This is a genomic window from Leptolyngbya sp. KIOST-1, assembly GCF_000763385.1.
GTDB lineage: Bacteria > Cyanobacteriota > Cyanobacteriia > Phormidesmidales > Phormidesmidaceae > Nodosilinea.
In genome coordinates, this window is sequence record NZ_JQFA01000002.1 from 2,245,915 (window position 1) to 2,271,415 (window position 25,501).

The following is a 25,501-nucleotide window of genomic DNA, read 5'->3' on the forward strand; positions in this document are numbered from 1 at the left end:
TCTGCCGGTTTGGGATCAGTTTAGATAGCATCGGGCTAGATAAATAGATGGTAGAAGGCGTATCCATACCACCGCGTCCCGGCTACACCCTGCCGGTGTTTGCCTGTGCCGGGGCGATCGCCGCCCTGCGGCACCTGCTCAACCCAGGCGATCGCCCCCACTCATCCATTGGCCAGCGGGCAGGGGACACCAGTGACCCGGCCTTTCTGCGCAATTGGGACTTTCGCTCGGCCTCGGCGGATGTGGCCGAGTCGGCGGGCAAAATGCTCTATGCCGACTACGTGGAGTCGGGCACCTACCCCGTGATCATGGCCAACAAGTTTGGCGGCGTGATTTTCCACGAAGCCTGCGGCCACCTGCTGGGCATCCCCCGCGAGGCGCGGGAGCCCTCGGCGATCTGGTAGGCCCGCAGGGCGTAGGTGACGCCGCGATCGCTGAAGAACAGCAGGTAGTCGTGGGTGTAGCAGGTGATGAAGTGCTGCACGCCATCGTCTTCCTTCATTTTGGCCCCGGCCTTGCCCCGAGTGGCGCGGCTCTGGGCCTCAAAGGTGGCCACGGGCATGCGTTTGATATAGCCCTGGTCGGTGACCAGAATCACCACCTGCTCGTTGGCGATCAGCGAAATGTCGGTGAGCTCCGCATCGTCCATTTCGATCACGGTGCGACGGGGGTCGTCGTGCCGGGCCTTGAGCTCGCCCAGCTCGGTGGTGATGATGTCGAGAATGCGCTCGCGTCGGGCCAAGATGTCTTGCAGGTCGGCGATCTGGGCCACCAGCTCCTCATGCTCTCTCTGGATCTTGTCGGCCTCCAGGGCGGTGAGGCGGCGCAGCTGCATTTGAGTGATCTAGATTCTCTATCTCCAAGACGCGATCCCATGGCTTGCCCTGAGCTTACCTCAGCCCCGCCAAATATTCTTTTTGTCAACCTGCGGAATGTCGGATCAAAAGGACAGAGTTTTGGCTGTCCTTCGCCATCCTGATCACTAGGAAAATTTCATGTTTTACCATAAGAAACGCCTGCAATATTTCACCAAACCAGAAAAGCCCGATCCGGTTTATGCCAAACAGCTACAAGAGCTGATTGGCGGGCCTTTTGGCGAAATGTCTGTGATGATGCAGTACCTATTTCAAGGCTGGAATTGCCGAGGTCCGGCAAAATACAAAGACATGATGCTCGACATTGGCACTGAGGAAATTGGCCACATTGAAATGCTGGCCAACTTGATTGCTCACCTGGTCGACAAAGCTCCCCCGGATGTTCAAGAAGATGCGGTTAAAGACCCCATCGTCGAAGGGGTAATGGGGAGCATGAAAACAGAAGACATCATCATGGGCGCGATGAATCCCAAACACGCGGTGATGTCAGGCGGCGGTGCCCTGCCCGCCGATAGCGTGGGCTATCCCTGGAACGGCAACTACATTGTTGCCTCGGGCAACCTGATGGCCGACTTCTTCTCCAATGTGCAGGCCGAAGCCCAGGGCCGTCTGCAGGCCGTGCGCCTGTACGAAATGGCCACCGACCCCGGCGTCAAAGACACCCTGAGCTACATGATTGCCCGCGATACTATGCACCAGAACCAGTGGCTGGCCGCGATTGAAGAGCTCAAGGCCGATGGGCTCGAAAGCCTGCCGGTGCCTAGCCGCTTCCCTCAGTCCCAGGAGAAGCAGGACGCCTCCTACACCTTCTGGAACCTGTCGGAAGGTACCGAAAGCAAAGAGGGGCGCTGGGCTAAAGGGCCTACCCCCGACGGCAAGGGCGAATTTAAGTATCTGGAAAATCCAGAACCCCAGAGCCCGATGGGCGAAGCTCCGGTCCCCAATCCCAAGCTCTACTCTACGCCCAAGCAGTAGTGAGCCAGCTGAGCGATGCCAAGTCCGAGTTACATAACCCCGATTCCCAAACGGCCAACCTGTAGGGGCGCATAGCATGCGCCCGGCTGCACTGGGATAGACAGATAGGATTTGGTATAAGCCGATCGCCAGAAGCGCCCCAGGGTATCAAAACCCTGGGGCGTTTAGCGTTATGGGGTTTACGGAAGACCGATCTGCAATGTACCTAGATCAATCAGACCGTCTTGATCGGGGGCGATTTCAAATTGCAGCGGAGCGCGATCGCGAATTCTGATTTCATAGACCCCTGGGGTAAACCCCAGTAAGGCAAATCGACCAGTTCGGTTGGTAAACAGGGGTTGAGCCGCCCAGTCAGCGTTTGACAGCGAGACTACCTCGCCCGCCTGCAACCCCAGGGGAACACCGGCCTCATCGACCAGTACGCCCCGGACAAAGGCTGAGGCTTCGGTACCGGCCATGATCACGGTGCCGCTGCGGTAGCTGGGCATGACGACATAATCATCGGTTCCTAGGTCATACCCAATGGGGGCCTCTGGGGCATCGAGCCGCACCCGCGAGATGTAGTAGGGCTGCAAGTCTGGTAGTACCGCTGGGCCTAGGCGATCGGCTACAGCCCGGTAGCCATCTTGGCTAGGATTTACGCCAATGGTCTGCCCTCGCCAGCGATCGCGGGGGACCACCAGCACAAAACTATTTGTAATGGGTCGCGACCAGCCAACGTGGCCGTCGGCAAACACCAGGGCGGTACCAAAGGTTAAGCGGGTGGTGTTTCTGTTAACGGCTCCTGCCCCGTTGCCCCAGGAAATGTCTTGGGTGAGCCCCAAATCAAAGCGGTAGTCCGTGTAAGCGATCCGTCCCGAGAGATCGTAGCCACCACTGCTTCGGTTCACATCCAGCGATAGCCCTGGGCTTTGCAGGCGGCGATCGGCGGAGCGGCTCCATGACAGACGGTTGCCCATTGTGTTGGTACTGCTAGCCGTGGTGTTGAGCGAAACCGACTGGCGCGGCTGAGTCATCAGCCAAGACCAGCCCAAAAACGCACGGGTTTCGGTCTGTCCCTGCTGATTCCGGCTGTGGTTAATATTGAGGCTGCCGCTCAGACCGTTGCCCAACGAGCGAGACAACCCCACGTTAGCGGCGTAGCTATCGGGTACATCTCGCCCCAAGCGGTAGCTGCCGCCTAAATTTAAGCTAGTGCCGTCAAAAATGCGTTGGCTGTAGGAGCCTGACAGGGTCAGCCAGTCAGGGCTGGGGCTGAGCGAACCCAGGGTAGTGAAGCGATCGCTCCGGTATTCTGCGGCAAGGCGCAGCGATCGATTGGTCAAATCTTGGGGGATGGGGGGTAGCTCATACTGCAATCGCATGGCCAGGCCGGTGCCAAAGTCGCCCCTGTGGCTGGCCGCAATACCCCAACCCCAGTTGCCAATTTCCGAGGCCCAGATCCCATCAGTTTCTACCATTTGATAGGAGGGCGTAATCTGGGCGTAGGCCCCCAGGGTCACCGTGGGGCTTACGCCCAAGCGGTGGGCGAGGGCCAGCTGAGGCTCGGCCCAATCGTACTGGCGTTGCCCACTCTGCGATCGGGTAGGGAACCCCAGATTGTAAGAAAACTGCTGCAATCCTGGGGCTAGCAAATTACCGGCCAGGGCGGCGGAAAAGTCGAGGCGCTGCACCTGCCCCAGATCATCGGTAATGATCAGCTGAATGTCGTTGGTACCGGTGGTGAGAGACAGATTGCGAATATCTTGAGGCCCGGCCTCTAGCTGCAACTGCTGTACCCGCACGCCATTAATATAAATCTCTACCCCCGAAGGGCGCTCTAAAAAGAAGGTAAATTCTCCGGTGGGGCGGGTGACGCGGTAGGGCTGCAAGCTGTAGTTGCGAGACACCGAGATGCCGCCTAAGGGCACCAGCGTCTGAAACGCATCGCTCACCGGAATGGATAAGTCTCCTGCCATATAGCGCAGGGCATTGGCCGGGTCGTCGTGCACCAGCCGCACATCGCCTCGCCTAAACCCAGGTGCGCCCCCTTCGAGTAGGTCGGCTCGACCCTCTAGCACCCAGCCGGATAGATTGATCGCCCCGTCTAAAGACAGACGCAGGGGCTGTCGCCCAGCATTTGAGCCAGACCAAACAATATCTTCGCCACCCAAAATGTTGAGATAGCCGCTGAGGCGACTAACGGGCAGGGCATCGGCTGCCTCAGCGGGCAGACCATAGGACCCCACCACATTAGTACGCCGCAACGCCGCCGGAATTTGCAAATAAAGCTCTAGCCGACTTTGATCAAAAACAACCGCAATGCCCAACTGTTGCAGCTGATCTAAGGGTAAGTAGCCCTCGCTATCGACGATCGCAGCTAACTGGCTTTGCAAATCTGGCTGTAAAGTAGACGCTGTTTTGTTGAGGATAGGGCCAGCCTGTACTTGGCTAGCACGTCCCTCGGCAATCACGACAACAGCCTGCCCCTGGGATTGATCATTAATAAAAAAGGGCACAGAGAGCGACTGGTTCTGGGCCGAGGGACGACCAAATATGCGCTCGAATAGTTCAGCCTCGGTTTCAGCCGATGCTTCGGTAGACCCACCCGCTGCCGGGGGAGCAACGTCGGCAGCGGGGGGCGGAACGGCACCTGGTTCGGAGTCTGAAGGCTCGGGCTGGGAGGCTGAGTCAGGCTCTAAAGCTAGGAGTTGAGGCCCTGGCCCAGGGGTGGCAGAACCTAGACTCGGCACTGCGACATCTAAGCCCAAAGCCAGTGCTAAATCTGGTGCGGTAGACTCTGGCCTTGCATCTACTGGCCTTGAAGCTATTGGCGCTAATACCGCTACCGAGGGCTCATCTTCAGCCACGGCGGGGCTGGGGGCTGGGTTGATTTGGGGTGAGGTGAGAGCGGTAGTGGCCAGTGCAGATGCCTGTAGCAACGGTAATGAGTTAACTAGCAGGATCGTCGTGGTGGCTAGAAGGTAGGGCTTGAACACAGGGCCATCCAGGGGGGCACGCTGCAACCAGCGCACGAGAGGTTATTGCAGGTCAAACGCGGCGCTCACTGGCCCCACGGGAAATCCATCGGGCCAGGGCAGAGTAAACTGCCGCTGATGTTGGGCCAGCATGTTTTCGTCGCTTACCCCTCGCAGTTGTTCTGGGTTGAGGGTGATCGTTTGCCCGCCTGGCGAGGTGAGGGTGAGGTGCAAGCCAGTCATTACTTTATGGGCCGTACCCTGGTTGCTAAACCGCAGGACCAGGGCGTCTTGCCCGTTGATGGTTTGGTGGCTGGCGCTTTCGAGCACAATGTTGGGGCTGCTCCCTCGGGGCGAAACGTAGAGAGAGGCCACAAAGTTATAGAGGGCGTTAATGCTAACCACGGCGGTTGTGCCCGCAGCTTCGGGCTCGTCAATAGCAATCGGGAGCTGCTCGGCAATTAGCCGGTAGGGCAGCTCGTGCTCTGGGTTGGGCTCGCCTAGCCAGGTAACACGCACGGTTTGAACCTGGCCCGGTTGCAGCAAAATTTGGGGCGGGTAGATGACAAAATCATCGTCTGCGTCGGGGCGAGTTTCTGCGCCGTGCAAATCCATCTGGCGTTCGGTGACGCGAATTTCGACCGCTACGGGCTTGCTGCCTGTGCTGCGGACCTGAAACGAGCCGGTAGAGCGAGAGCCACTGGGTTCGAGGGTGAGGGTAGAGGGGGAAAGCTGATAGGTAGCATCAGCCCAGCTGGGCGGTGCCACCAATGCCGCCGCCCCAACCAGAAGTGAGGCTAGACAGCCGACGCGGGCCAGAATTTTCATAACTATTCTTTGGAAAGATTATAGGGAGATTACGTGTTGAAGGATTGCAGCAATGCGATGAATTGCTCTGGCTTTGTAGTGAGCCGCTAGGGTAATAGTTCCCCCTTTCTTTGCAATCCATCAGTCTTTTGAAAAGATAAAATTATTGCTCAGCAAGCGTAAAAACTAACGTATCCGAGTAAGATCCCGCTGGTACTCGGGCAATGTTGTCTGTTGATATGGTTGCCCGTACAGCCAGGGTACAACCGATAAGGGGTGGACAAGAAAGCACTGAGCCGGTCAACACTGCAGTATCGCTACCACTAGCCAAGCTACCTACCTGGGTGCCATTTACAAACAGGGTGTAGGAAACTGTAGATGGATGACTGCTGTGGCGAAGTGCCCCACCTTGAGTAGAGCGTACCCGCAACACCCATCCTGTAGCACTAACTGGCTGGATATGAACAGTACCAAAGTCTTGATTGGGGTTGCCGGCACTAGGGTTGAGGGTAAAGGTGGCGCTGGCGGTGTAGGTGACCTTGCTCAAGGCCAAAGCCGCCGACGGACATAACACACTCAACCCTAAAGCGGTAGAGATTAAGCCTCTGAAGAGTGAGTAATTTTGCATTTTTGGACCTCCATACACGCTCGCTATGTGGAGATGACCTCGGGCATCTCCACATAACTTAGTGATTTGATCTGACCGTCAGGTTGACCTGAATTCTCAAAAGAGAATTATTTAGACGTCAAGGTGAAGGTCAAGGTATCGGTATAGGAACCAACGGGTACGAATTGACCAGCCGCGATGCTAGCCGTGACATTAACACCAGTAACTCCTGCTGATACAGCAGCATCAAAGGCAGAATTGTGCAGTTGGCCCGAGGGGGTTGCCACAGTAGGGGTTACTGCGGTAGCTGTTGAAGCACCAATATCACCTGTGGTAAGAGCCGTATAGGTAATAACATGAGCAGGAGTGGCGGTATTAATCAATCTGCCGCCGTTTGCAGAACTCATACCTAAAGTCCAGCCTGCAGATGCATTGTTACGAACATCCAAAGTTCCCATAGCGAAAGCTGGTACCGCTGACCCACTTACAAATGCGGTCGTCGCACCCTCAAAACTAATTGCGTTAATTTCTGCGACAGTCGCTGTTACAGTACCGTCATCGGTAGCAGGAGCAGCCATGGCGGCGGAGCCAGCGATTAGAGATGCGCCGAAAAGAACGCTGGAGGCGATTAGGGTATTACGAAAAGTTTTAACAACCATGATGAGTCTCCTGAAGTGGCACTTTGCCTGATGTGGTTTGTTTTTTGGGCATGGGTAATGCCCTTGCACCTACTTACTGGGCTAAGCTAGACAGCAATCCTTATTTGTAATTAAGGAGTATGTCTTGCCTTTTGCCAGTAGCAAGGCAGGTTTTTGTTGGAGTAGAGAAGAGAGCCAGCAAACTTATCGCGAAGGTGCCAGTCGCATTAAGTTCGAGTGGTCGATGGGTGTTCCCCACCTTCGCGCAGGTTTGCCTGCCTTGCCCTCATGTCCATTACTTTAGGCGATTGAGCCTGTTTAACCTACGTTATTTACACCTATTTTTTTGTTTTGAAAAAAGCTAATTTATGCTTGTTTTACCCAGGTTTTGCCTTGATTCGAGACAAATCCATGATGATTCCACCTACGCGCTTCCTGAAATAGCGGCAAAATAAATAACGTTTACGCAATTTCACCAAATAGTTTAAACCCCCAAAAAATGGCCAAAACTCAAGAGCCTGGCCCAATCAAAAGACAAAAAAATAAATGCAAAAATCCTCAGGAATTAACCTCAGGAATAACTGTTAGAGTTCAGTTCTCTGCCAAAATTTTGCAGGGCTCGTTTCAGCGCCCAAAATGTTGACCCACAACAGTAGGTGAGCCAAACTACAGTGAGTCTATGCTGCGCGAACCTCTAGTCAGGTGACAACAAATCCACGCTCAAACCCAGGCTGCCGATGAGCGTTAATGGGTTCTCTGGCTGTTCAGCATTCATAATGCCCAACACAAGCTGTAAACTCTCTATAGCAATCCGAATTGATTCATGGAGGTAGGACGGGCATCTTGCCCGTGCAGGCGAGACGCCTGCCCTACGCGTTTCCACAACTCATGTAGGATCGCGATAGCCCCTGTTGTGACCACCTACACCGTTTGCAGAGGCATCTAGATCACATCTTGATAGTCTTGGGCAGCAAGAATAATAGGCTCAGCCCAGCATGTAGAGCACACCGTTAGGACATGACCGATGCGCTCGAAGCAATGGCTACACGCCGTTGTTCCACCCAGTATTCAACTGTGGCAGGGGCGAATGTCCTAAGCGAAATGGCCATCGCTGTACCTGTGCTCAGCGACGCCGCGTCCAAAAGTTTTAACGTTGTGGGTGTCCTACCCAATGTGACTGCGGCTAACGTGGTGCGATCGCACCACGTTAGCCGCTCTCAGCAACGAAAGAATGCCCAGTCAAGGCAACATACTGCCCACATTTTTGAGCGAGGCTACACTGATTAGCAGTCCATAACTCCCTTACCGTTGGGAGGCAAGGCAGCCCTAGCCCACTTCCTGGGACGTCCGCACCTGGGGCTGGGGCTGGGGCTGGAACTGGAACAGGGTGTAAACCACGTTGCGGCGAATGCCCGTCATCATGTCGAGGAAGACCTCGTAGCCCTCGCTCTTGTACTCGATCAGCGGGTCTTTCTGGCCGTAGCCGCGCAGGCCCACGGTTTCCCGCAGGGCGTCCATCTGCTGCAGGTGATCGCGCCACAGGCTGTCGATCTGCTGGAGGATGAAGAAGCGCTCGGCCTCACGCATCAGCCCCGGCTTGATCTGATCGACCTGGGCCTCTTTGATGTCGTAGGCAATGCGGGCCTGTTCGTGGAGGAAGGTCTTGATTTCGCCCACGGAGAGGTCTTCGAGCTGCTCGGGGGTGAGGTCGGCCAGCAGGTAGACAAACTCCTTCACCTTGCCCACCATTTCCGGCAGCTTCCACTCTTCGGGGGGCAGCTCAGGGTTGACGTAGGCTTCGACGATGTCGTTCATGGTCTGCTCGGCGTAGCCGATCACCATTTCCTTGAGCTGGTCCCCTTCGAGCACCCGGCGCCGCTCGGCGTAGATGGCCCGACGCTGGTTGTTCATCACCTCGTCGTACTCAAATACCTGTTTCCGGATATCGTAGTAGTAGGTTTCAACTTTCTTTTGGGCTCCTTCCAGCGATCGCGTCAGCATCCCCGACTCGATCGGCATGTCCTCTTCGACGCGGAAGGCGTTCATCAGCCCAGCGACGCGATCGCCGCCAAAAATCCGCAGCAGGTTGTCCTGCAGGCTGAGGAAAAACTTGGTGGAGCCGGGGTCGCCCTGGCGACCGGCCCGGCCCCGCAGCTGGTTGTCAATGCGGCGCGACTCGTGGCGCTCGGTGCCGATGACGTGCAGCCCCCCGCGCTCGATCACCTTGTCGTGCTCGGCGCTGGTGAAGGCCTCGTACTCCTGGCGAATGTGGTTGTACACGTCGCGCAGCTTCTGGATCACCGGATCGTCGGTGGGGGCTTTTTCGGCGGCCACGGCCAGCTTGTCTTCGGCCTGGAGTTCGGGCAGGCTGCGCTCGCCGTAGGTGGTCACCGCAAAGTCAACGGTGGCCTTGAGTTCGTCTAGGGTGGACGCCGATAGCTCGATGGGAAAAATATCCGGCGAGGCCTTCCAGGTTTTGACCTTTTTGGTGCCGCCAAAGCCCTGGGCCGGGGCGCGCCCCTTGGTGCCCGGTACGGCGGTGACCGAAAACTCGTCTTCGTCCTCGGGCTTGACGATGCGGGGCATGAGGTACTCGCGCACCTTGAGGCGAGCCATATAGTCGGCGTTACCGCCGAGGATGATATCGGTACCACGCCCCGCCATGTTGGTGGCGATGGTAACCGAGCCACTGCGACCGGCCTGGGCGACAATCTCAGACTCCCGCTCCACATTCTCGGGTTTGGCGTTGAGCAGGTTGTGGGGCACGCCGCGATCGCTCAGCAGTGCCGACAGCACCTCCGACTTTTCAACGCTGGTGGTACCTACGAGAACCGGGCGACCGACCTCGTGCATCTCGGCGCACTCTGCGGCCACGGCCTTCCACTTGGCCTCTTCGTTTTTGTAGACCACATCCGACAGGTCGCGGCGGGCGGCGGGGCGGTTGGTGGGAATGATGGTAACTTCGAGCTTGTAGATGCGCTCGAACTCGGCTTCTTCGGTCTTAGCGGTGCCGGTCATGCCCGACAGCTTGGGGTAAAGCAGGAAGAAGTTCTGGTAGGTAATGCTGGCCAGGGTCTGGGTTTCGGGCTGGATTTCCACATGCTCTTTGGCCTCGATCGCCTGGTGCAGACCATCGCTCCAGCGGCGACCGGGCATCACCCGCCCGGTGAACTCGTCCACAATGATGATCTCGTCGTTGCGGACGATGTATTTGACGTCTTTGGTAAACAGCTCCTTGGCCTTGATCGCGTTGAAGATGTAGTGGGCCCAGGGATCCTTGGGGTCGAACAGGTCCTGCACCCCCAGCAGTTCTTCAGCCCGAATGAAGCCTTCGTCAGTGAGCAGGACGTTGTGGGCCTTTTCATCCACCTCGTAGTGTTCTTCGGCGTTTAGCTCCCGGGCGACTTCGTCGGCGCGGTTGTACTTCTCGCTGGGGCGCTCCACCTGCCCCGAAATAATCAGCGGCGTGCGGGCCTCATCGATGAGAATGGAATCGACTTCATCGATGACGCAGTAGTTGAAGGGGCGCTGCACCACGTCTTCGATCGCGGTGGCCATGTTGTCGCGCAGGTAGTCGAAGCCAAACTCGCTGTTGGTGCCGTAGGTGATATCGCAGCCGTAGTTGTGGCGGCGCTCGGTGGGCGACATGCCCTGCTGAATCAGCCCCACGCTGAGGCCCAGAAAGCGGTGAATCTGCCCCATCCACTCGGCGTCGCGGCGAGCCAGGTAGTCGTTGACGGTGACCACGTGGGCACCTTTGCCCGACAGGGCATTCAGGTAGGAGGGCAGGGTGGCCACCAGGGTTTTGCCCTCCCCGGTTTTCATCTCGGCGATCTGGCCGTCGTGGAGCACCATGCCGCCGATCAGCTGGACGTCGAAGTGGCGCATGCCCAGCACCCGCTTCGAGGCCTCGCGCACCACCGCAAAGGCTTCGGGCAGCAGGTCGTCTAGGGACTCGCCCTTTTCAATCCGCTGCTTAAACTCGCCCGTTTTGGCCGCCAGAGCTTCGTCGGAAAGCTGCTGAATCTCGTCCTCCAGCAGGTTGATCTCGACCACGTCGGGACGGTACTTCTTGAGCTTGCGCGCGTTGGGATCACCGAGGAGGTTCTTCAGCATGAATTCAGACAGCCTAGGTCAGCGTAGGGGGTTGCACTTCAAGTCAATCGTAACGGGCGATCGCTCGGCAAGGGGCGATCTCCACACCTGGGCCGGCTCAAAGGTGAGCTTGAATAGCGCCAAAAAGTGCTTTTCTATCCTATCACTTGGCTTGCTGAGCGGGTTTGCTGGGTGATAGAACCGGGCAGTTTAAGACTGCAATCCTGTGGTTTATTGCCCTGTGCTCTATCTGCCCTACAACCCGGTTTTGAAAGAAAGGGCGCGATCGCTGCGCCGCAATATGACCCCAGCAGAGCAAACGCTGTGGAAGCAATGCCTGCGCCATTTTCCCTACCGGGTGCTGCGGCAGCGCCCCATCGACAATTTTATCGTGGATTTTTACTGCGCGTCCCTGCGCCTGGTGATTGAGGTCGATGGCGAGTACCATGCCTCGTCAGAAGCGCAGGTACGAGATGCGGAGCGCACGAGAATTTTAGAAGGCTATGGGTTGCAGGTAATTCGCTTTACCAATGAGCAGGTTTTGCAAGAGTTTGAGGGGGTTTGTACTGTGTTGATGGCGTTGGTGGAGGATCCCCCCGATTATTCTCGGTAAACATGCTTATAAAGCCCCCCTTGGGAAAGGGGGCAGATTCTTGCGCTCCACAGGTCAATCAACGGCCCCCCTTTTCAAGGGGGGTTGGGGGGATCGATGCAAGGACTATGATCCCCCCAATTACTCTCAGTAAACATGCTTATAAAGCCCCCTTGGGAAAGGGGGCAGATTCTTGCGCTCCACAGGTCAATCAACGGCCCCCCTTTTCAAGGGGGTTGGGGGATCGATGCAAGGACTATGATCCCCCCAATTACTCTCAGTAAACATGCTTATAAAGCCCCCCTTGGGAAAGGGGGCGAACCCTCGCTGCACCCGGTAAACCTTTTTGATGAGGCCCCAAAAAGACCAATACTCATAGCACCAACCACCCGATTGCCTTCCTCGGTCATGGAAGGGGAGGGTAAGTTATCTCCATGCCGCGCCTGCCGCGTCAGCTCTGCCCAGGTTACTGCTACCACATCACCATTCGCTGCAACAATCGCGAGTTTAAGCTGATTCGTGACGAATGCCGCGAAATCTTGCTTTACGCCATTGAGCGATGTAAGGGGAGATATGGCTTTAAGCTCTATGCCCTGTGCATTATGAGCAATCATGTGCATTACTTGCTGGAGCCGCAGCAGCCGGAGGATTTGCCCAAGATCATGCACTGGCTGAACTGGTATACGGCCATGTGTTTCAATCGTATGTTGAACCGGACGGGGCACTTTTGGGAAAAACGGTACCACAGCACCGGGTTCCCCAACACCGACCATCGGCGGGCGCTGAATACGCTGCGCTACATCCACGCCAACCCCAAGGCGGCGGCGATGCAGCAGGGGTTTTTCTACGACTACAGCAACTACGGCAGCTACGACCGCTTGACCTCCGATGGGCTGACGCAGTGGCACCCGGCGTTTTTGGCGCTGGGGGCAACGCTGGAGCTGTGTGCGGCGGCGTATCGAAGGTTTTGTAAGCGCTACAAGCCGAAGCCGAAACCAGAGAAGCGCAACCACTGGGGTAGCAAGCTTTTGGCCCAAATTAAGGCGCGGAGCAAGCTGAAGAAAAAGACGCCGGGGCAAAAAAGCCTGTGGGATGAGTGGAATGCCCCAGCGGCGGAAATTCGCAAAGTGGCAGAGAAGTTTGTGCTGGCGAATTGTTTGAATCCAGATGTGGTGCGTTTGCGGTTTGAGCCGCCTTAGACAAAGATCCCAGGGTTTTTGAAAAACCCTGGGATCTGGGCAACCCCCCCGGTGGTGCCAGGTAACGAATCGCTGAAAGGTAGGTAAATCGTGTAAAAAGCAGTGCTTTACAAACTTTAAAAACCCGCTAGAACTGGCTCGTGCTACAGTTCACAAGTCTCGATGCGAGAGAAGAGAACCCGCAAATCAAAAAACCCTACAAGGTCGGTAAGGGAACTCCCAAGGGAACTCCAATTCTCCCTCGGGAGATAAAGTAAGGTCGAGGTTGAGAGAGTCATAGTCGTATATCCACTTGCCTTCTGCGCGCCAGCCGACGCGATCGCCAAATTCTTTCCAAATCTTATCACCTGGATACTGCCCGTCCGGCTTGCCGCCGCACTCTACATAGATACGCTTCTGTACACTAAAGCCCCATTTCCCCTGGCTATACTTCACCCACAGCCCATCTATCTGGAGCAAATCTGGACAGGGAAAATTCAGTAGCTCACTGGGGTAAAGAAGCTGCCCCCACTCTTTGCCGTAGGTTTGCAGCATCAAGCTCCAGGTTTCGAGGTCAGCCCCTTTCCACTGCCCCTGCTGCAAATACTCCTCTAGCTGGCCAAAGCGGCGGATTTTAATATCCGCCACCAGATCATCATCCAGGCGGCGGCGGGTAACGCGCAGGCAGTCGTAGGCCAGGGATGCGGCGGTGTGGCTGCGGCGATAGACGGCCTTGAGCAAGTTGGCGGGGTTGACCTGGGCCACGTAGAGCAAAATGGTGCCTTTCCAATATTCTTCCTCAAAGTGCTGCAAGAGCAGGGCTTCTTGGCCCTGGTCTTTGATTGCGGTGGCGGCCAGGTATTCTTGAAAGCTGCGGTGGGCAAATTCGTAACCGTCGTCTTTTTTCACCAGCAGTTCGCTTACCCGCTCAATGGTTTGAAGAAACGGGCAGGGGGCGACGGTTTCGTCCTGCTCGGCCAAACCCTGCTGGATCAGATCGAGCAAATCATCCACAGGGATCACCTGCTGTTCGGCCTGCACCATGGCCAGGGCCACCGTTTGCAGCACCGCCTGGCTGGCCTCGGCGGGCAGGGGCAGGTCTACTCGTTTGGCCATGGGGCGATCGCCCAGTTGCAGCTTGCAAATGCCGCGATATAGCTCGGCCTGGCGCTGGGGCAGTTGCTCGTTGGGGTAGCTGCGGTGAAACATGGCGATCATGTTGAGCATGAGCGGGTTTTCGGCCATGCTCTCCAGTTCTTTGCGATTCTCGATTTGGCTGAGCAGGTTGTCGGCCCGCTGCTTAGCCGCTTCTTTTACGTCGGGGGTGAGGCGATTGCCCCGGTGAAACCGCTCCTGGCACAGGTACCACTGCTCCACAAAACGGCGGCGCTGGTCGTCGTCAAAGGGTTGTACGGCCAGGGGGGTCTGCACCTTTTCGGCGGGGTAGTCGGTGTCGTAGGCGGTGGGGCGCGAGGTGAGCAAAAACACCGCCTGGGGATAGGTTTGCATTTGAACGGTGATCCACTGGCTGACCGCAGGGCGCTGGGCTTCGGCCACTTCGTCAAAGCCGTCGAGCATCACCAGCAGGCGTCCGGCTTGCAGCAGGTTTTCGGCCCAGGAAATCGGCATATCCAGTAGGGCAAACGCATACTCGAGATGAGAATATTAAGACTCATTTCTAGGAAGTGAGTTATGTGTTCTGCCCAGCCCCTATCGCCGTTAATCGAGCATTTTCAGTCATTAGTGAAGGGTTTGATCAGCCAGTTCACCGCCAGGGTGAGTAGCACGGGCCGGGGGGTTTGGGCCGCCCGCTTGGCCTGGGCAAAGTCGATCTTCACCATGATCGGGTACATCATGAAAAAGAGACAGATGGCGATCGGTACCGACACCTGGTAGATGCTCATGGCATCCAGGGCGATCGCCACCCCGGGCAGCAGCCGCCCCAGGGCAATGCCAGCCGCAATGCACAGCAGCACCCACAGGGTGAGGTAGCGCTCGAAAATGTTGAGCTGTCCCCCGGCGACTGGGGCAGCGGCAGGCTGTCTGGTGGACATAGAGGTTTGAAGCTAATGATTCTAGGGCCAGTATACATCAATAAAAATTGATATATTGAGCAGTATCCTGTCCTAACGGTTATTACTCTGCAGCAGAAGTCAGTCGACTGTACGGGGACGGTGGTGGCGGCCTGTCTGGTGCGGCTGGGCTACAGCGCTGAGGCGGCGATCGCCACGGTGCAGAGCGTCCACGCCGGGGCCCTTGGCGTAGTCGCCCAGCGGACCTTTATCCACGACTTTGCGGCCCAGACCTAGGGCGGGGCCTCCAGGCTCTTGTCGGGCAGGCTGGCCCAGAGGGTGGTGCCCAAAATAATCGCGCCGCCGACCAGGGTGCGGGGGACGGGCACTTCCCCCAGCAGCAGGGCCGCCAGGGCAATGCCGTAGACCGGCTCCAGGCCGCTGATCACGCTAGCGGTCTGGGCTCGCAGCACCGCCAAACTCTCAATAAATAATGTGTGGGCGACGGCGGTACACAGCACCCCCAGCACCAGCAGCAGGCCCAGGTCCTGGGGTGTCAGGGCCAGGCTGGCCAGGGGGGTGACCAGCAGCAGGCAGAGGAAGGCAAACAGGTCCTGGTAAAAGGCGATCGCCACTGCCCCATACCGCTTTCATCCGCCGCCACTGGTTGCTCGATGGGGTCGAGCACCTCATCAACGCTGAGCGCTGGGTTGGCTTAAAACGCGTTGGCCTCGTGGAGGCTGAACGCCGTATCCTCGGTCAACCCCCGACCATTGAGCAGCGCTACTATCTCGTTAGTTTTGACGGCGATGTCCAACGCTTTGCCCAAGGGGTGCGCAGCCACTGGGGTATTGAAAACCAGCTCCACTGGGTGCTCGATGTCGCCTTCCACGAAGATGCCTCTCGAATTCGTAAAGACCACGCCCCCGCTAATCTGGCCGTCGTCCGTCACATCGCCCTCAATCTGCTGCGTCAGGACGCTTTTGCCAAAGGGGGTATCAAGGCTAAACGCTTGCAAGCAGGATGGGATAATGACTACCTAATTCGGCTACTCTCCTCCTGAGTATGCGTTTGCCCTAGCATATCCAGAGCTTTGCCCTTGAGCAGAGCTTTGGCGTGGTGCTGGGTAATGAGCTCTGGCAGAGTGGGGGCATCGGGTTGAGCAATGATGTCGCGCCAGGTGCGCAGGTACAGCAGCACTGGAATTAGGGCGGGTGCTTTGTAGCGACGGCGCACTAATCGGGGGCGGGTGGCGTAGAGATAGGTGAGGTGGCGCAGCAGGGTGGTTTTGCCAAAGCCGCCGTAGGCTTTGATCACCAAGTGGCGAAACTGGGGTGTTTTGGGGCTGAGGGCAAGGATGTCCCAAATTTGCTGGGTGGGGCGCTCCTGCATCTGCTGGAGGATGTCTTCGGGTTTGTCGCCAAAGCCGGGCAGGGTGGGCAGGGCTTGGCCCTCAAAGTTGCGCAGAAATTCGCTGCTGAGCTTGAGCGGTACGTAGACTTCATCCAGGTCGGGGTTCAAAATGCCGGAGGGTAGGGGCACTTCGCTGTGGCTGACGTAGGCGCGGCAGGCGCTGGCCTGGGCCTTGAGGTACTGGCCTTCTACCCCAGAAAAACGCCAGCGGATGGTGCGATCGAGCCGGTCTAGCAGGGCCGCCAGGGCATCGGCATCTTGGGTACCGCGATCGCCCGCGATTTCGCCTAACCGGGCCGTAAAGTTGCCCGTGTACCTGGCCCAAATCACTGTGACTACCATGACTGGAAGAGTGAGTACGGTCATAACCCACTCTTGCTGGAGAAAGAAATGGATAAAGGCCCCGCCACTGCCTCCCAGCGGAAGCCACTGAATCAGAGCATCCACAGCCTTTTGCACATAGCGGCGCTCCGGGCTGGGATCGGGGGAGGATTGGGACGTCATTGGGATATCTAGGGCAGGTTGCCTCCTATTGTGCCCACCCTCGTAAAACCTTGGTACTTAAGAGCAGGGCCATGCTAGAAAAACATCATGATTGAGAGCTACGAAGATGCCTACGTACCCGCGATCGCCGAAACTTAACATCGATACCAGGCCGCAGCGGTGGCTGGGTAGGGCCTGGGTTGGCAGAACTCCTGGCGAACCCAGGCAATGATATACTTTGGATATCCAAAGGCTCCCATTATGGGATCAGGCGATGAAAGCTCAGATTGGTCAATGGGGCAATTCGCTGGCGTTGCGAATTCCCAAATACATTCACGAAGCGCTGCATCTCAAGCTCAACGATGCGGTGGAGTGCTCTGTCGAAGACGGCAAGCTGGTTATCACTCCCCTGCAAGCCTTGCCGGAATTAAGTCTGGACGAGCTTCTGGCCGAAGTCACTGAACCCTCTGAACCCGAGGTGGACTGGGGTAGCCCCATGGGCCATGAGGTTTGGTAGTGTACGTTCCCCAGCGTGGCGACTTTATCTGGCTCAGGTTTGATCCCCAAGCCGGGCATGAGCAAATAGGCAATCGCCCAGCGCTGGTGGTGAGCCACGATCGCTTTAATGCCAAATTGGGCTTCGCCGTTGTTTGCCCCATCAGCAATACCCAGCGTCAGAACCCCTTTTATATCCCCATCCCAACGGGCAACCCTGTGACCGGGGTGATTATGGCTGACCAACTGCGATCGCTCGACTTCAAAGCTAGACAGGCTCAGTTCATCGCCCACTGCCCCAACCTGTTGCTCCAGGATGTGCTGAGGCGAATCAAGCCCATCTTGTTTTAACCAGAGAGCGGGAATCACTTATCCCTGAGGATACTGTGCTGCGGATGCCTCCTGCTGCCCCAAGCCTCAGTTCGCTCAGGGCAGGCGATCGCCCCTTCGGCAGCGCTATCTTTGCCCACCGGAGGCGGTATTCAGGATGACCCTTTTGTTACAATTTGGGTCGCGCCCATTGCCCCAGACCGCTCGGTAGACCCTCCAGCGGTTGCCCCTCGCTATCTACCCAGCGGAGTCCTTCCCCCCTATGAATATGGCCCAGCAACCGCCTCTGTCCCAGAGTTCTCCGCCGTCCTCCCACCGCCTGCGCCGGGCAACCCTAGAGACCATGCTGCAATCCGCCGAAACCGTGGCCGCGCCCTGGACGATCGAAGACAGCGAAGAACTCTACCGCATCCACAGCTGGGGCGAGCCCTACTTTTCCATCAATGCCGATGGCCATATTACGGTGTCGCCCCGGGGCGATCGCGGCGGCTCTTTGGACCTGTTTGACCTGGTGGAGGCGATCAAGCAGCGCAACCTTAACCTGCCCCTGCTGATCCGCTTTTCCGACATTCTCGAAGACCGTATCGAGCGCATCAACGCCAGCTTTGCCAAGGCGATCGCCCGCTACAAGTACTCCGGCGTCTACCGGGGGGTGTTTCCGGTCAAGTGCAACCAGCAGCGGCAGCTGCTGGAAGATGTGGTGCGCTTTGGCCGCCCCTACCAGTTTGGCCTGGAGGCGGGCTCTAAGCCCGAGCTGCTGATTGCCCTGGCCACCCTCGATACCCCCGGTGCCCTGCTGATCTGCAACGGCTACAAGGACAGGGACTACATCGAGACCGCCATGCTGGGGCAGCGGCTGGGCCAGCAGCCGATTATCGTCATCGAGCAGATGAACGAACTGGCGATCGCGATCGAGGCCAGCCAGCGCCTGGGCATTCGCCCGGTGCTCGGGGTGCGGGCCAAGCTCAGCACCAAGGGTAGCGGTCGCTGGGGGATTTCGGCGGGCGATCGGGCCAAGTTTGGCCTGACGGTACCCGAAATTCTAGCCGTGGTGGACCGGCTGCGGGAGGCCGACATGCTCGACTGCCTCCAGTTACTCCACTTCCACATCGGCTCCCAGATCTCCGCCATCAGCGTGGTCAAAGAGGCCCTGCGGGAGGCCAGCCGCATCTACGTGGAACTGGCGGAGCTGGGGGCGGGCATGCGCTACCTGGATGTGGGCGGCGGTCTGGCGGTGGACTACGACGGCTCCAAAACCACCTTCTACGCCTCGAAGAACTACAGCACCCAGAACTACGCCAACGACGTGGTGGCCGAAGTCCAGGAGGCCTGCCGGATCAAGGGCATCCCGGTGCCCACCCTGGTCAGCGAGAGCGGGCGGGCGCTGGTGTCCCACCAGTCGGTGCTGGTGTTCGATGTGCTGGGCAGCAGCGATGCCCCCTCCCACGAGGAAGTGGAGGTGCCCGGCGACGACGACCACGTGATTTTGCGCGAGCTGTACGAGATCCACCAGAACCTCACCGCCCACACCGTGCAGGAGCTGTACAACGACGCAGTGCAATTTAAAGAAGAGGCGATCAGCCTGTTCAACTTTGGCTACCTCAGCCTGTCGGCGCGGGCGCGGGCGGAGCGGCTGTTCTGGGCCTGCTGCCGCAAGGCGCTGTTGGTGGTCAGCGATGCTGACTACGTGCCCGAGGACATTGAGGAGCTAAACCTGAGCATGGCCTCGATCTACTACATCAACCTGTCGGTGTTCCAGTCCATGCCCGACACCTGGGCGATCGAGCAGTTGTTCCCGATTTTGCCCATCCACCGGCTCAACGAGGAGCCCAACTGTCGGGGCACCCTGGCGGACCTGACCTGCGACAGCGACGGCAAAATCACCACCTTCATCGACCTGCGGGACGTCAAGCACGTGCTGGAACTCCACGCCCTGAAGCCTGAGCAGCCCTACTACCTGGGCATGTTTTTGGGTGGGGCCTACCAGGAAATCATGGGCAACCTGCACAACCTGTTTGGCGACACCAACGCCGTCCACATCCACATGACCCCCAAGGGCTACCAGGTGGAACAGGTGGTGAAGGGCGACACCATGACCGAGGTGCTGGGCTATGTGCAGTACGACGCCGAAGACATGATCGAGAACATTCGCAGGCGATCGGAGCGGGCCCTGCAGGACAACCGCATTACCCTCCAGGAGTCGCAGCTGCTGATTCAGCACTACGAGCGCAGCCTCAGCCAGTACACCTACCTGGCCTAGCCCAGGGGCTTAATGCAGCGGGGGTCGGGCAGGGTGGCTTTTTCGGGGTGGCGGGGAAACCAGAAGGCGGTGCGCTGGCAAACTTTCACCAGCATCAGCATCACCGGCACCTCGATCAGCACGCCGACGACGGTGGCCAGGGCGGCCCCGGAGTTGAGGCCAAACAGGGTGACTGCGGTGGCGATCGCCACTTCAAAGTGGTTGCTGGCCCCAATCAGGGCGGCGGGGGCGGCATCTTCGTAGTCCAGCCCTAGCTTTTGCGCCGCCAGGTAGGAGATCAAGAAAATAAAGTTGGTCTGCAGGAACAGGGGCACCGCAATCAGCAGGATGTGCAGCGGATTGCGCACGATCAGGTCGCCCTTGAGGGCAAACAGCAGCACCAGGGTGGTCAGTAGGGCCACCACCGCCACCGGGCTGAGGTACTTGAGAAACACCTGATCAAACCAGGCCCTGCCCCTGTGGCGCAAGATCCAGCTGCGGGAGATCGCCCCCGCCAGCAGGGGCAGACCTACGTAGACCAGCACCGACAGCACAATGGTTTGCCAGGGCACCACCAGATTGTTGGCCGCCAGCAGCCACCGACCCAGGGGGGCGTACAGAAATAGCATGGCCAGGGAGTTGATTGCCACCATCACCAGGGTCAGCCCCTGGTTGCTGAAGGACAGGTAGCCCCACATCAGCACCATGGCGGTGCAGGGGGCAATGCCCAGCAGAATGGTCCCGGCAATGTACGAATCGGCCAGGGCAATCTCGCCGCCGCGCAGAATCTCGGTGCCCGCCAGCAGGGGCCGAAACAGCCCGCCCAGAAAGACCTGGGCAAACAGCACCATAGTGAAGGGTTTGATCAGCCAGTTCACCGCCAGGGTGAGTAGCACGGGCCGGGGGGTTTGGGCCGCCCGCTTGGCCTGGGCAAAGTCGATCTTCACCATGATCGGGTACATCATGAAAAAGAGACAGATGGCGATCGGTACCGACACCTGGTAGATGCTCATGGCATCCAGGGCGATCGCCACCCCGGGCAGCAGCCGCCCCAGGGCAATGCCAGCCGCAATGCACAGCAGCACCCACAGGGTGAGGTAGCGCTCGAAAATGTTGAGCTGTCCCCCGGCGACTGGGGCAGCGGCAGGCTGTCTGGTGGACATAGAGGTTTGAAGCTAATGATTCTAGGGCCAGTATACATCAATAAAAATTGATATATTGAGCAGTATCCTGTCCTAACGGTTATTACTCTGCAGCAGAAGTCAGTCGACTGTACGGGGACGGTGGTGGCGGCCTGTCTGGTGCGGCTGGGCTACAGCGCTGAGGCGGCGATCGCCACGGTGCAGAGCGTCCACGCCGGGGCCCTTGGCGTAGTCGCCCAGCGGACCTTTATCCACGACTTTGCGGCCCAGACCTAGGGCGGGGCCTCCAGGCTCTTGTCGGGCAGGCTGGCCCAGAGGGTGGTGCCCAAAATAATCGCGCCGCCGACCAGGGTGCGGGGGACGGGCACTTCCCCCAGCAGCAGGGCCGCCAGGGCAATGCCGTAGACCGGCTCCAGGCCGCTGATCACGCTAGCGGTCTGGGCTCGCAGCACCGCCAAACTCTCAATAAATAATGTGTGGGCGACGGCGGTACACAGCACCCCCAGCACCAGCAGCAGGCCCAGGTCCTGGGGTGTCAGGGCCAGGCTGGCCAGGGGGGTGACCAGCAGCAGGCAGAGGAAGGCAAACAGGTCCTGGTAAAAGGCGATCGCCACTGCCCCATACCGCTTTCGGTAGCCTTTGTTGAGCAGCTGCAGCAGCGCAAAGGACAGCCCCGACAGCAGTCCCCAGATCGCTCCCAGGGTGGTATCTGACCCCAGCCGGTATTCGGGAATCACCAGGGCCACGCCGAGGACGACCAGCGCCGCGATCGCCCCATCCCGCCAGCGCCAGGGGGTTTTAAACAGCAGCGGCTCCAGCACCGTGACAAACACCGGAAAGCTGGAGAAGGTGAGCAGCCCGATCGCCACCGTTGCCAGCTGAATGCTGTGGAAAAAGCTGACCCAGTGGAAGGCCAGCAGCCCCCCCAGCAGCACCATGCCCAGCCCGTCTCGGAGCGATCGCAGCTTCACCGCCTGCCGCCCCACCGCCAGCACCAACCCCAGGGCCAGGGTGGCAAACCCGGTGCGCCCCAGCACGATCGCCGTGGCGGGCAGGGCCAAAAACTTGCCAAACAGCCCCGACAGCCCAAACAAAAAAACCGATGCGTGAACCTGCCACAGGGCGGTGCTAGGGCGAGCCATGGACCAGTAGCCTAAAACTCTGAACTAGTCTAGCCGGGCGATCGCCGTTGCCCAAAAACCAGGGTTATAGCCGGGCTTTGCCCCTGGCGCTGCCGGTTCATCAGCCTTGGTTAACCTTAGCATTTTCATATATTTTGCCGATATGGTTTAGGCATATCTGCGGGATTAGGGTAAGTAACGGTATGCGAGAAAACTTTACCGCCGAAGAGTGGTCAGCGCTGATTCAGGCCCCCATGCAGGCGGTGATGGGCATCTGCCTGGCCGATCGCGTAGATCCGGTTTCGTTCTTGCAGGAGGTCAAGTCGGGGATAGCGATTGTGGCGGAGGAAGCCCAGCGTACCGACGTGGGCGGCGATTTGGCTCCCGCTCTGCTGGCTGGCATCGCCGAGCTGGATGCCGCCGACCCCCTGGCCGGTGAGCAACTGATGCTCAAAAAGCAGTTTGAGCTGCTGGGCCTGATTCAAACCTTCAAAACCTCCAAGGAGGGGCGGGACTATGCGATCGCCCACCTGCAAAAGGTTGCCGCCCTTCTGGACACCAAGGTAACCGGGTTGCAGGCCGCTGAATTCAAGCAGTGGCTCCTGTCGGTGGCTACCAAAGTCGCTGAAGCCCACCGCGAGGGCGGCATCATGGGAATTGGGTCAAGCCGGATTAGCGACAAAGAGAACGACATGCTCAGAAAAATGGACGAAGCCCTGGGGCTGTAGTGCCGCTCAGGTCCTGGGCTACCCTCTACGCCCACCTGATCTTGGCCCTCCGCCCTTTTGACCCTGCCCCGATGCCCCGGCGAAAGCCAGCCCAACCTGGCTTAGGGCCCCAATCTAGTTTCTTGAGAAAGTAGAAAAAACCGTAGCTAATGCTACCTTATGGCCGATAATCTCAGAATTGTGGGGTAAATTCCCCAATCTGTGATGCTTTCTAACCCCATCGTCTATTTGTGTGAGGAGAAACGACCATGCTGATCGGATTTTTAATTAGCGTTGTTATTCTGGCTATCAGCCTGCTGATCATTTCCAAAATTCCCCCCATCGGAGTTGAGATCGACAGCCCGATCAAAGCGCTACTGGGCGGTGCCATCATTGGCGCATTCAACGGCTTTTGGGGCTTCTTCCCCGGTGCGGTGCGCGGCTTCTTTGCCATCATCAGCCTGGGCCTGATTCCGCTGATTGGGGCCATCATCGTGTTTGGCCTGGCCGCCTGGCTGATCGAGGGTTTCCGCCTCCGCTACGGGATCTGGAGCGCCATTCTGGGCGCGATCGCCCTGGCGATTATCAGCTCTATTCTCAACTTTATTCTGCAGTCGGTGGGCCTGATGGCGGTCTAGGGCAGCATCAGAGCCAAAAATAGTTTGGTGCAGTGGAGTTTACCCCAGGAATTGCAAGCCCTATTGATTGCTGGTATCGCCCCACTTAACCTACAAACTGAGGTAGGACTTGATTGAACCGGCTGGGGTGCAGGGTTTAAGAGGTACAGTTTGCGATCGCCGTAAACCGTACACCTCAAACCTGGCACCCCTAACCGATTAGGGTTTTCTCGCGATCGCCGCGCCGCATCGCCCAGGCGGCAAACGCCCCCCCGGTGGCAAACATTATCAGGCTGTAGATGGCCGCCGGAATGGCCAGGTCTGGCTGGTTGAGCAGGGTGGGGGCGCTGGCGATCGCGATCGCCAGGGTGCCGTTTTGCATGCCCACCTCCACGGTGACCGCCGTAGCGCTGGACTGGTCTAGCTGAGCGGCCAGGGCCACAGCGTAGCCCAGGGCCATTGCCGCCAGGTTGAGCGTCAGGCCCACCAGGCCCACCTGGGCAAAAAAGCCGAGGACGACCGCGCGCTGCTGCACCAGCAGGCCTGCAATAATCAGCCCCAGCAGTGCCAGAGACAGCCACTTCACACCGCGCTCCACCCGAGCGGCAAGCAGGGGACGATAGTGGTGCAGGGCCATGCCCAGGGCCACCGGAATGACTGTGATCACGGCAATTTGAATAACCGTGGCCAGGAACGGCAGCCGCAGGCCCGCCGCCTCTCCCATAAACGCTCCCATCGCCAGGTTGACCACCAGGGGAATGGTGAAGACCGTGATCAGACTGCTGAGGGCGGTCAGCGTAATCGAAAGCGCAACGTTGCCCCGGGCCAGGTAGGTGATCAGGTTTGAGGTTGGCCCTCCGGGACAGGCCGCCAAAATCATCACCCCCACCGCCAGCTCTGGGCTCAGCGGAAACATTGACGCCAGCCCAAAGCCCAACAGAGGCAGCATCACCAGCTGTGCCAGTAGCCCCACGATTACGGCCTTTGGATACACTAGCACCCGCGTAAAGTCCTCAACCTTCAGCCCCAGCCCCATGCCCAGCATGACCGCAAACAGGGCCAGGGGCAAAAATACCGCCGTCAAAAAGCTCGATTCCATTGCTGTACCCGCTGGTTTGCTGCAAGTAGTGTATTGGGGCAACTCGCTTTAAATCAATCGGCTCCTAGAGGGCGGTGGCTGGGCTAGTAGTCAGTCAAGTTAAATGGGACGGGTTAACGGGGTTGTCGGTCTACGGTTCACGGTACACGGCTCGCCTTAAACCGCTTACCGTGAACCGTGAACCCTAAGGCACACCTCCCGTCATTATTTTTTTGACTAAGCATTAGGTCAAATAGGTAAACAGGCTGGCCATGAAGCCCAGGGCGGCAACCACCAGCCCCGCCCCGATCAGGTTGGTTTGTAGAGCCGTCAGTCGGTAGGCTGGATGCAGCCAAAAGCTGAGCAGTTGGCTGATGCGGGGCATCACTACCCAGGTCAAAATTGACGAGGTAATCAAGTTGTTGATTACCAGAGAGGTGGCCATGGGCCACGACTGCATAATGCCCAGGGCGCTGAAAACCATGCCCTGGAGCATGATGGTGGGGTAGAGCCCCAGCACCACCGCCAGCACCTGTTTCCAGGGGGGTGGGCCGAGGCTGTGCTGCTCAGCCCCGCCGGTATGGTTGGAAAACCACCCCTCCAGGCCAGTGGTAAACGACTTGTAGCGGTAGGCCAAAAAGGCATCCTGCCCCTGCTGGAGAAGCTGAGCGCGATCGCTTGACTTCAGCCAGGCATTCAACTCGGCGGGTGTTCTGAAATGGACAATGGAGTACCACTTCACCACCCCGTCGCCGCAGTCTAGAGGGGGGCAGAGATCGTTGCGGGTGTAGCCGTCAAACTGGCTGGCCGCCTTCACCAGTTGGCCATACCACCGCCGAAAAACCGCTTCCGCCGCCCGCCCCTCGGGCACGATGTACTCCACCACAAAGGTGGAGTAAAAATGGTCAGTTTGGGAATCCTGAGAGCCGGGAGACTCCGGGGCACTTTCAAAGGAAGAAGCCATGGCAATTTAGTAGTGAGAAAAGCAGGCCCGGACGGCGAAAAATCCCCCCAGCAGCAGCACCCAAAGAGCAACATCTGCACTGGGTCACACCTCCCTAACGGTACTACCCCAGACCCAAGGTCTCAAGCACCGATTTCGCCCGAACAATTCCTGAACCAAACCATCGCTCGCCCCCA

At 58.3% G+C, this 25,501-nt stretch carries 26 protein-coding genes; 12 read left to right on the forward strand and 14 right to left on the reverse strand.

Features of this window, described 5'->3' with window-relative positions:
* Nucleotides 1-47: 47 nt before the first annotated feature.
* Nucleotides 48-404, forward strand: coding sequence for a hypothetical protein (locus NF78_RS33235; protein ID WP_035987242.1), 357 nt, complete (start codon nucleotides 48-50; stop codon nucleotides 402-404).
* On the opposite strand, the gene NF78_RS09930 is transcribed toward NF78_RS33235, so the two are convergent.
* A complete protein-coding gene (locus tag NF78_RS09930) occupies nucleotides 296-835 on the reverse strand; it encodes a DNA gyrase C-terminal beta-propeller domain-containing protein (RefSeq protein ID WP_035985982.1) in 540 nt (179 codons plus the stop codon). The two genes, NF78_RS33235 and NF78_RS09930, sit on opposite strands and share 109 nt — an antisense overlap.
* A gap of 160 nt (nucleotides 836-995) precedes the next feature.
* Between NF78_RS09930 and NF78_RS09935 the strand changes: the two genes are divergently transcribed.
* Nucleotides 996-1,850 carry a manganese catalase family protein gene (locus NF78_RS09935; RefSeq protein ID WP_035985983.1) on the forward strand — a complete coding sequence of 285 codons (855 nt, stop codon included), beginning with the start codon at nucleotides 996-998 and terminating at the stop codon, nucleotides 1,848-1,850.
* Between the two features lie 179 nt (nucleotides 1,851-2,029).
* On the opposite strand, the gene NF78_RS09940 is transcribed toward NF78_RS09935, so the two are convergent.
* The 5 genes from NF78_RS09940 to secA all read right to left on the reverse strand — a co-directional run bounded on the left by NF78_RS09940 (nucleotide 2,030) and on the right by secA (nucleotide 10,975).
* A complete protein-coding gene (locus tag NF78_RS09940; protein ID WP_156119718.1) occupies nucleotides 2,030-4,582 on the reverse strand; it encodes a fimbria/pilus outer membrane usher protein in 2,553 nt (850 codons plus the stop codon).
* Between the two features lie 288 nt (nucleotides 4,583-4,870).
* Nucleotides 4,871-5,635, reverse strand: coding sequence for a molecular chaperone (locus NF78_RS09945; RefSeq protein ID WP_197064808.1), 765 nt, complete (start codon nucleotides 5,633-5,635; stop codon nucleotides 4,871-4,873).
* A 142-nt stretch (nucleotides 5,636-5,777) separates the two neighbouring features.
* Nucleotides 5,778-6,242: a hypothetical protein gene (locus NF78_RS31055; RefSeq protein WP_156119719.1), complete on the reverse strand. Its 465-nt coding sequence runs from the start codon at nucleotides 6,240-6,242 to the stop codon at nucleotides 5,778-5,780.
* Between the two features lie 107 nt (nucleotides 6,243-6,349).
* Entirely contained in the window at nucleotides 6,350-6,880 is a 531-nt protein-coding gene (locus NF78_RS31060; protein ID WP_156119720.1) for a hypothetical protein, read from the reverse strand.
* 1,305 nt (nucleotides 6,881-8,185) lie between these two features.
* A complete protein-coding gene (gene secA, locus NF78_RS09950) occupies nucleotides 8,186-10,975 on the reverse strand; it encodes a preprotein translocase subunit SecA (RefSeq protein WP_035985984.1) in 2,790 nt (929 codons plus the stop codon).
* A 205-nt stretch (nucleotides 10,976-11,180) separates the two neighbouring features.
* Between secA and NF78_RS09955 the strand changes: the two genes are divergently transcribed.
* Nucleotides 11,181-11,567: an endonuclease domain-containing protein gene (locus NF78_RS09955; protein ID WP_225885272.1), complete on the forward strand. Its 387-nt coding sequence runs from the start codon at nucleotides 11,181-11,183 to the stop codon at nucleotides 11,565-11,567.
* Nucleotides 11,568-11,980: 413 nt separating this feature from the next.
* Nucleotides 11,981-12,745 carry a transposase gene (locus tag NF78_RS09960; RefSeq protein WP_035985987.1) on the forward strand — a complete coding sequence of 255 codons (765 nt, stop codon included), beginning with the start codon at nucleotides 11,981-11,983 and terminating at the stop codon, nucleotides 12,743-12,745.
* Nucleotides 12,746-12,931: 186 nt separating this feature from the next.
* Here NF78_RS09960 and NF78_RS09965 read toward each other — a convergent pair whose 3' ends face one another.
* On the reverse strand, nucleotides 12,932-14,353 hold the full coding sequence (locus NF78_RS09965) for a GUN4 domain-containing protein (RefSeq protein WP_052050071.1): 1,422 nt from the start codon (nucleotides 14,351-14,353) through the stop codon (nucleotides 12,932-12,934).
* A 104-nt stretch (nucleotides 14,354-14,457) separates the two neighbouring features.
* Nucleotides 14,458-14,778 (reverse strand): arsenic resistance protein, encoded by a 321-nt coding sequence (locus tag NF78_RS09970; RefSeq protein WP_035985989.1) that lies wholly within the window; start codon nucleotides 14,776-14,778, stop codon nucleotides 14,458-14,460.
* Nucleotides 14,779-14,898: 120 nt separating this feature from the next.
* Between NF78_RS09970 and NF78_RS32940 the strand changes: the two genes are divergently transcribed.
* Complete coding sequence (locus tag NF78_RS32940; RefSeq protein WP_263970540.1) at nucleotides 14,899-15,033, forward strand: hypothetical protein; 135 nt, start codon at nucleotides 14,899-14,901, stop codon at nucleotides 15,031-15,033.
* On the opposite strand, the gene NF78_RS09975 is transcribed toward NF78_RS32940, so the two are convergent.
* On the reverse strand, nucleotides 15,030-15,371 hold the full coding sequence (locus NF78_RS09975; RefSeq protein ID WP_052049740.1) for a DMT family transporter: 342 nt from the start codon (nucleotides 15,369-15,371) through the stop codon (nucleotides 15,030-15,032). The genes NF78_RS32940 and NF78_RS09975 overlap by 4 nt on opposite strands.
* A 17-nt stretch (nucleotides 15,372-15,388) precedes the next feature.
* Here NF78_RS09975 and NF78_RS32375 point away from each other — a divergent pair, with 17 nt between their 5' ends.
* Nucleotides 15,389-15,799 (forward strand): ISAs1 family transposase, encoded by a 411-nt coding sequence (locus tag NF78_RS32375; protein WP_263970628.1) that lies wholly within the window; start codon nucleotides 15,389-15,391, stop codon nucleotides 15,797-15,799.
* Here the strand turns inward: NF78_RS32375 and NF78_RS09985 are convergent.
* Entirely contained in the window at nucleotides 15,772-16,653 is an 882-nt protein-coding gene (locus tag NF78_RS09985; protein ID WP_035985990.1) for a hypothetical protein, read from the reverse strand. The two genes, NF78_RS32375 and NF78_RS09985, sit on opposite strands and share 28 nt — an antisense overlap.
* Nucleotides 16,654-16,906: 253 nt before the next feature.
* Between NF78_RS09985 and NF78_RS09990 the strand changes: the two genes are divergently transcribed.
* The 3 genes from NF78_RS09990 (at nucleotide 16,907) to speA (ending at nucleotide 19,717) form a co-directional block, all read left to right on the forward strand.
* Nucleotides 16,907-17,149, forward strand: a complete 243-nt coding sequence (locus tag NF78_RS09990) for an AbrB/MazE/SpoVT family DNA-binding domain-containing protein (protein WP_035985992.1) — start codon at nucleotides 16,907-16,909, stop codon at nucleotides 17,147-17,149.
* On the forward strand, nucleotides 17,149-17,478 hold the full coding sequence (locus NF78_RS09995; RefSeq protein ID WP_081972569.1) for a type II toxin-antitoxin system PemK/MazF family toxin: 330 nt from the start codon (nucleotides 17,149-17,151) through the stop codon (nucleotides 17,476-17,478). Before NF78_RS09990 ends, NF78_RS09995 begins: the two co-directional genes overlap by 1 nt.
* A gap of 241 nt (nucleotides 17,479-17,719) precedes the next feature.
* Nucleotides 17,720-19,717 carry a biosynthetic arginine decarboxylase gene (speA, locus tag NF78_RS10000; protein ID WP_035985996.1) on the forward strand — a complete coding sequence of 666 codons (1,998 nt, stop codon included), beginning with the start codon at nucleotides 17,720-17,722 and terminating at the stop codon, nucleotides 19,715-19,717.
* Here speA and arsB read toward each other — a convergent pair.
* Nucleotides 19,714-20,859, reverse strand: coding sequence for an ACR3 family arsenite efflux transporter (arsB, locus tag NF78_RS10005; RefSeq protein WP_035985998.1), 1,146 nt, complete (start codon nucleotides 20,857-20,859; stop codon nucleotides 19,714-19,716). The two genes, speA and arsB, sit on opposite strands and share 4 nt — an antisense overlap.
* Nucleotides 20,860-20,979: 120 nt before the next feature.
* On the opposite strand from arsB, the gene NF78_RS32945 reads away from it, so the two are divergent.
* Complete coding sequence (locus tag NF78_RS32945; RefSeq protein ID WP_263970540.1) at nucleotides 20,980-21,114, forward strand: hypothetical protein; 135 nt, start codon at nucleotides 20,980-20,982, stop codon at nucleotides 21,112-21,114.
* Here the strand turns inward: NF78_RS32945 and NF78_RS10010 are convergent.
* Nucleotides 21,111-21,980 carry a DMT family transporter gene (locus NF78_RS10010; protein WP_035985999.1) on the reverse strand — a complete coding sequence of 290 codons (870 nt, stop codon included), beginning with the start codon at nucleotides 21,978-21,980 and terminating at the stop codon, nucleotides 21,111-21,113. The genes NF78_RS32945 and NF78_RS10010 overlap by 4 nt on opposite strands.
* Nucleotides 21,981-22,162: 182 nt before the next feature.
* Here NF78_RS10010 and NF78_RS10015 point away from each other — a divergent pair, with 182 nt between their 5' ends.
* A complete protein-coding gene (locus tag NF78_RS10015; RefSeq protein WP_035986001.1) occupies nucleotides 22,163-22,687 on the forward strand; it encodes a hypothetical protein in 525 nt (174 codons plus the stop codon).
* A gap of 248 nt (nucleotides 22,688-22,935) precedes the next feature.
* Entirely contained in the window at nucleotides 22,936-23,304 is a 369-nt protein-coding gene (locus tag NF78_RS10020; protein ID WP_197064809.1) for a phage holin family protein, read from the forward strand.
* A 190-nt stretch (nucleotides 23,305-23,494) separates the two neighbouring features.
* Here NF78_RS10020 and NF78_RS10025 read toward each other — a convergent pair whose 3' ends face one another.
* Nucleotides 23,495-24,382, reverse strand: coding sequence for a bile acid:sodium symporter family protein (locus NF78_RS10025; RefSeq protein ID WP_035986003.1), 888 nt, complete (start codon nucleotides 24,380-24,382; stop codon nucleotides 23,495-23,497).
* Between the two features lie 223 nt (nucleotides 24,383-24,605).
* A complete protein-coding gene (locus NF78_RS10030; protein WP_035986004.1) occupies nucleotides 24,606-25,325 on the reverse strand; it encodes a hypothetical protein in 720 nt (239 codons plus the stop codon).
* Between the last annotated feature and the right edge of the window lie 176 nt (nucleotides 25,326-25,501).

Excerpts from the sequence above, each read along its gene's own strand:
- NF78_RS33235 (WP_035987242.1), top strand. The coding sequence starts at position 48 with ATGGTAGAAGGCGTATCCATACCACCGCGTCCCGGCTACACCCTGCCG.
- NF78_RS09930 (WP_035985982.1), bottom strand. The coding sequence starts at position 835 with ATGCAGCTGCGCCGCCTCACCGCCCTGGAGGCCGACAAGATCCAGAGA.
- NF78_RS09935 (WP_035985983.1), top strand. The coding sequence starts at position 996 with ATGTTTTACCATAAGAAACGCCTGCAATATTTCACCAAACCAGAAAAG.
- NF78_RS09945 (WP_197064808.1), bottom strand. The coding sequence starts at position 5,635 with ATGAAAATTCTGGCCCGCGTCGGCTGTCTAGCCTCACTTCTGGTTGGG.
- NF78_RS31055 (WP_156119719.1), bottom strand. The coding sequence starts at position 6,242 with ATGCAAAATTACTCACTCTTCAGAGGCTTAATCTCTACCGCTTTAGGG.
- NF78_RS31060 (WP_156119720.1), bottom strand. The coding sequence starts at position 6,880 with ATGGTTGTTAAAACTTTTCGTAATACCCTAATCGCCTCCAGCGTTCTT.
- secA (WP_035985984.1), bottom strand. The coding sequence starts at position 10,975 with ATGCTGAAGAACCTCCTCGGTGATCCCAACGCGCGCAAGCTCAAGAAG.
- NF78_RS09960 (WP_035985987.1), top strand. The coding sequence starts at position 11,981 with ATGCCGCGCCTGCCGCGTCAGCTCTGCCCAGGTTACTGCTACCACATC.
- NF78_RS09965 (WP_052050071.1), bottom strand. The coding sequence starts at position 14,353 with ATGCCGATTTCCTGGGCCGAAAACCTGCTGCAAGCCGGACGCCTGCTG.
- NF78_RS09970 (WP_035985989.1), bottom strand. The coding sequence starts at position 14,778 with ATGTCCACCAGACAGCCTGCCGCTGCCCCAGTCGCCGGGGGACAGCTC.
- NF78_RS09985 (WP_035985990.1), bottom strand. The coding sequence starts at position 16,653 with ATGACGTCCCAATCCTCCCCCGATCCCAGCCCGGAGCGCCGCTATGTG.
- NF78_RS09990 (WP_035985992.1), top strand. The coding sequence starts at position 16,907 with ATGAAAGCTCAGATTGGTCAATGGGGCAATTCGCTGGCGTTGCGAATT.
- speA (WP_035985996.1), top strand. The coding sequence starts at position 17,720 with ATGAATATGGCCCAGCAACCGCCTCTGTCCCAGAGTTCTCCGCCGTCC.
- arsB (WP_035985998.1), bottom strand. The coding sequence starts at position 20,859 with ATGTCCACCAGACAGCCTGCCGCTGCCCCAGTCGCCGGGGGACAGCTC.
- NF78_RS10010 (WP_035985999.1), bottom strand. The coding sequence starts at position 21,980 with ATGGCTCGCCCTAGCACCGCCCTGTGGCAGGTTCACGCATCGGTTTTT.
- NF78_RS10015 (WP_035986001.1), top strand. The coding sequence starts at position 22,163 with ATGCGAGAAAACTTTACCGCCGAAGAGTGGTCAGCGCTGATTCAGGCC.
- NF78_RS10020 (WP_197064809.1), top strand. The coding sequence starts at position 22,936 with ATGCTGATCGGATTTTTAATTAGCGTTGTTATTCTGGCTATCAGCCTG.
- NF78_RS10025 (WP_035986003.1), bottom strand. The coding sequence starts at position 24,382 with ATGGAATCGAGCTTTTTGACGGCGGTATTTTTGCCCCTGGCCCTGTTT.
- NF78_RS10030 (WP_035986004.1), bottom strand. The coding sequence starts at position 25,325 with ATGGCTTCTTCCTTTGAAAGTGCCCCGGAGTCTCCCGGCTCTCAGGAT.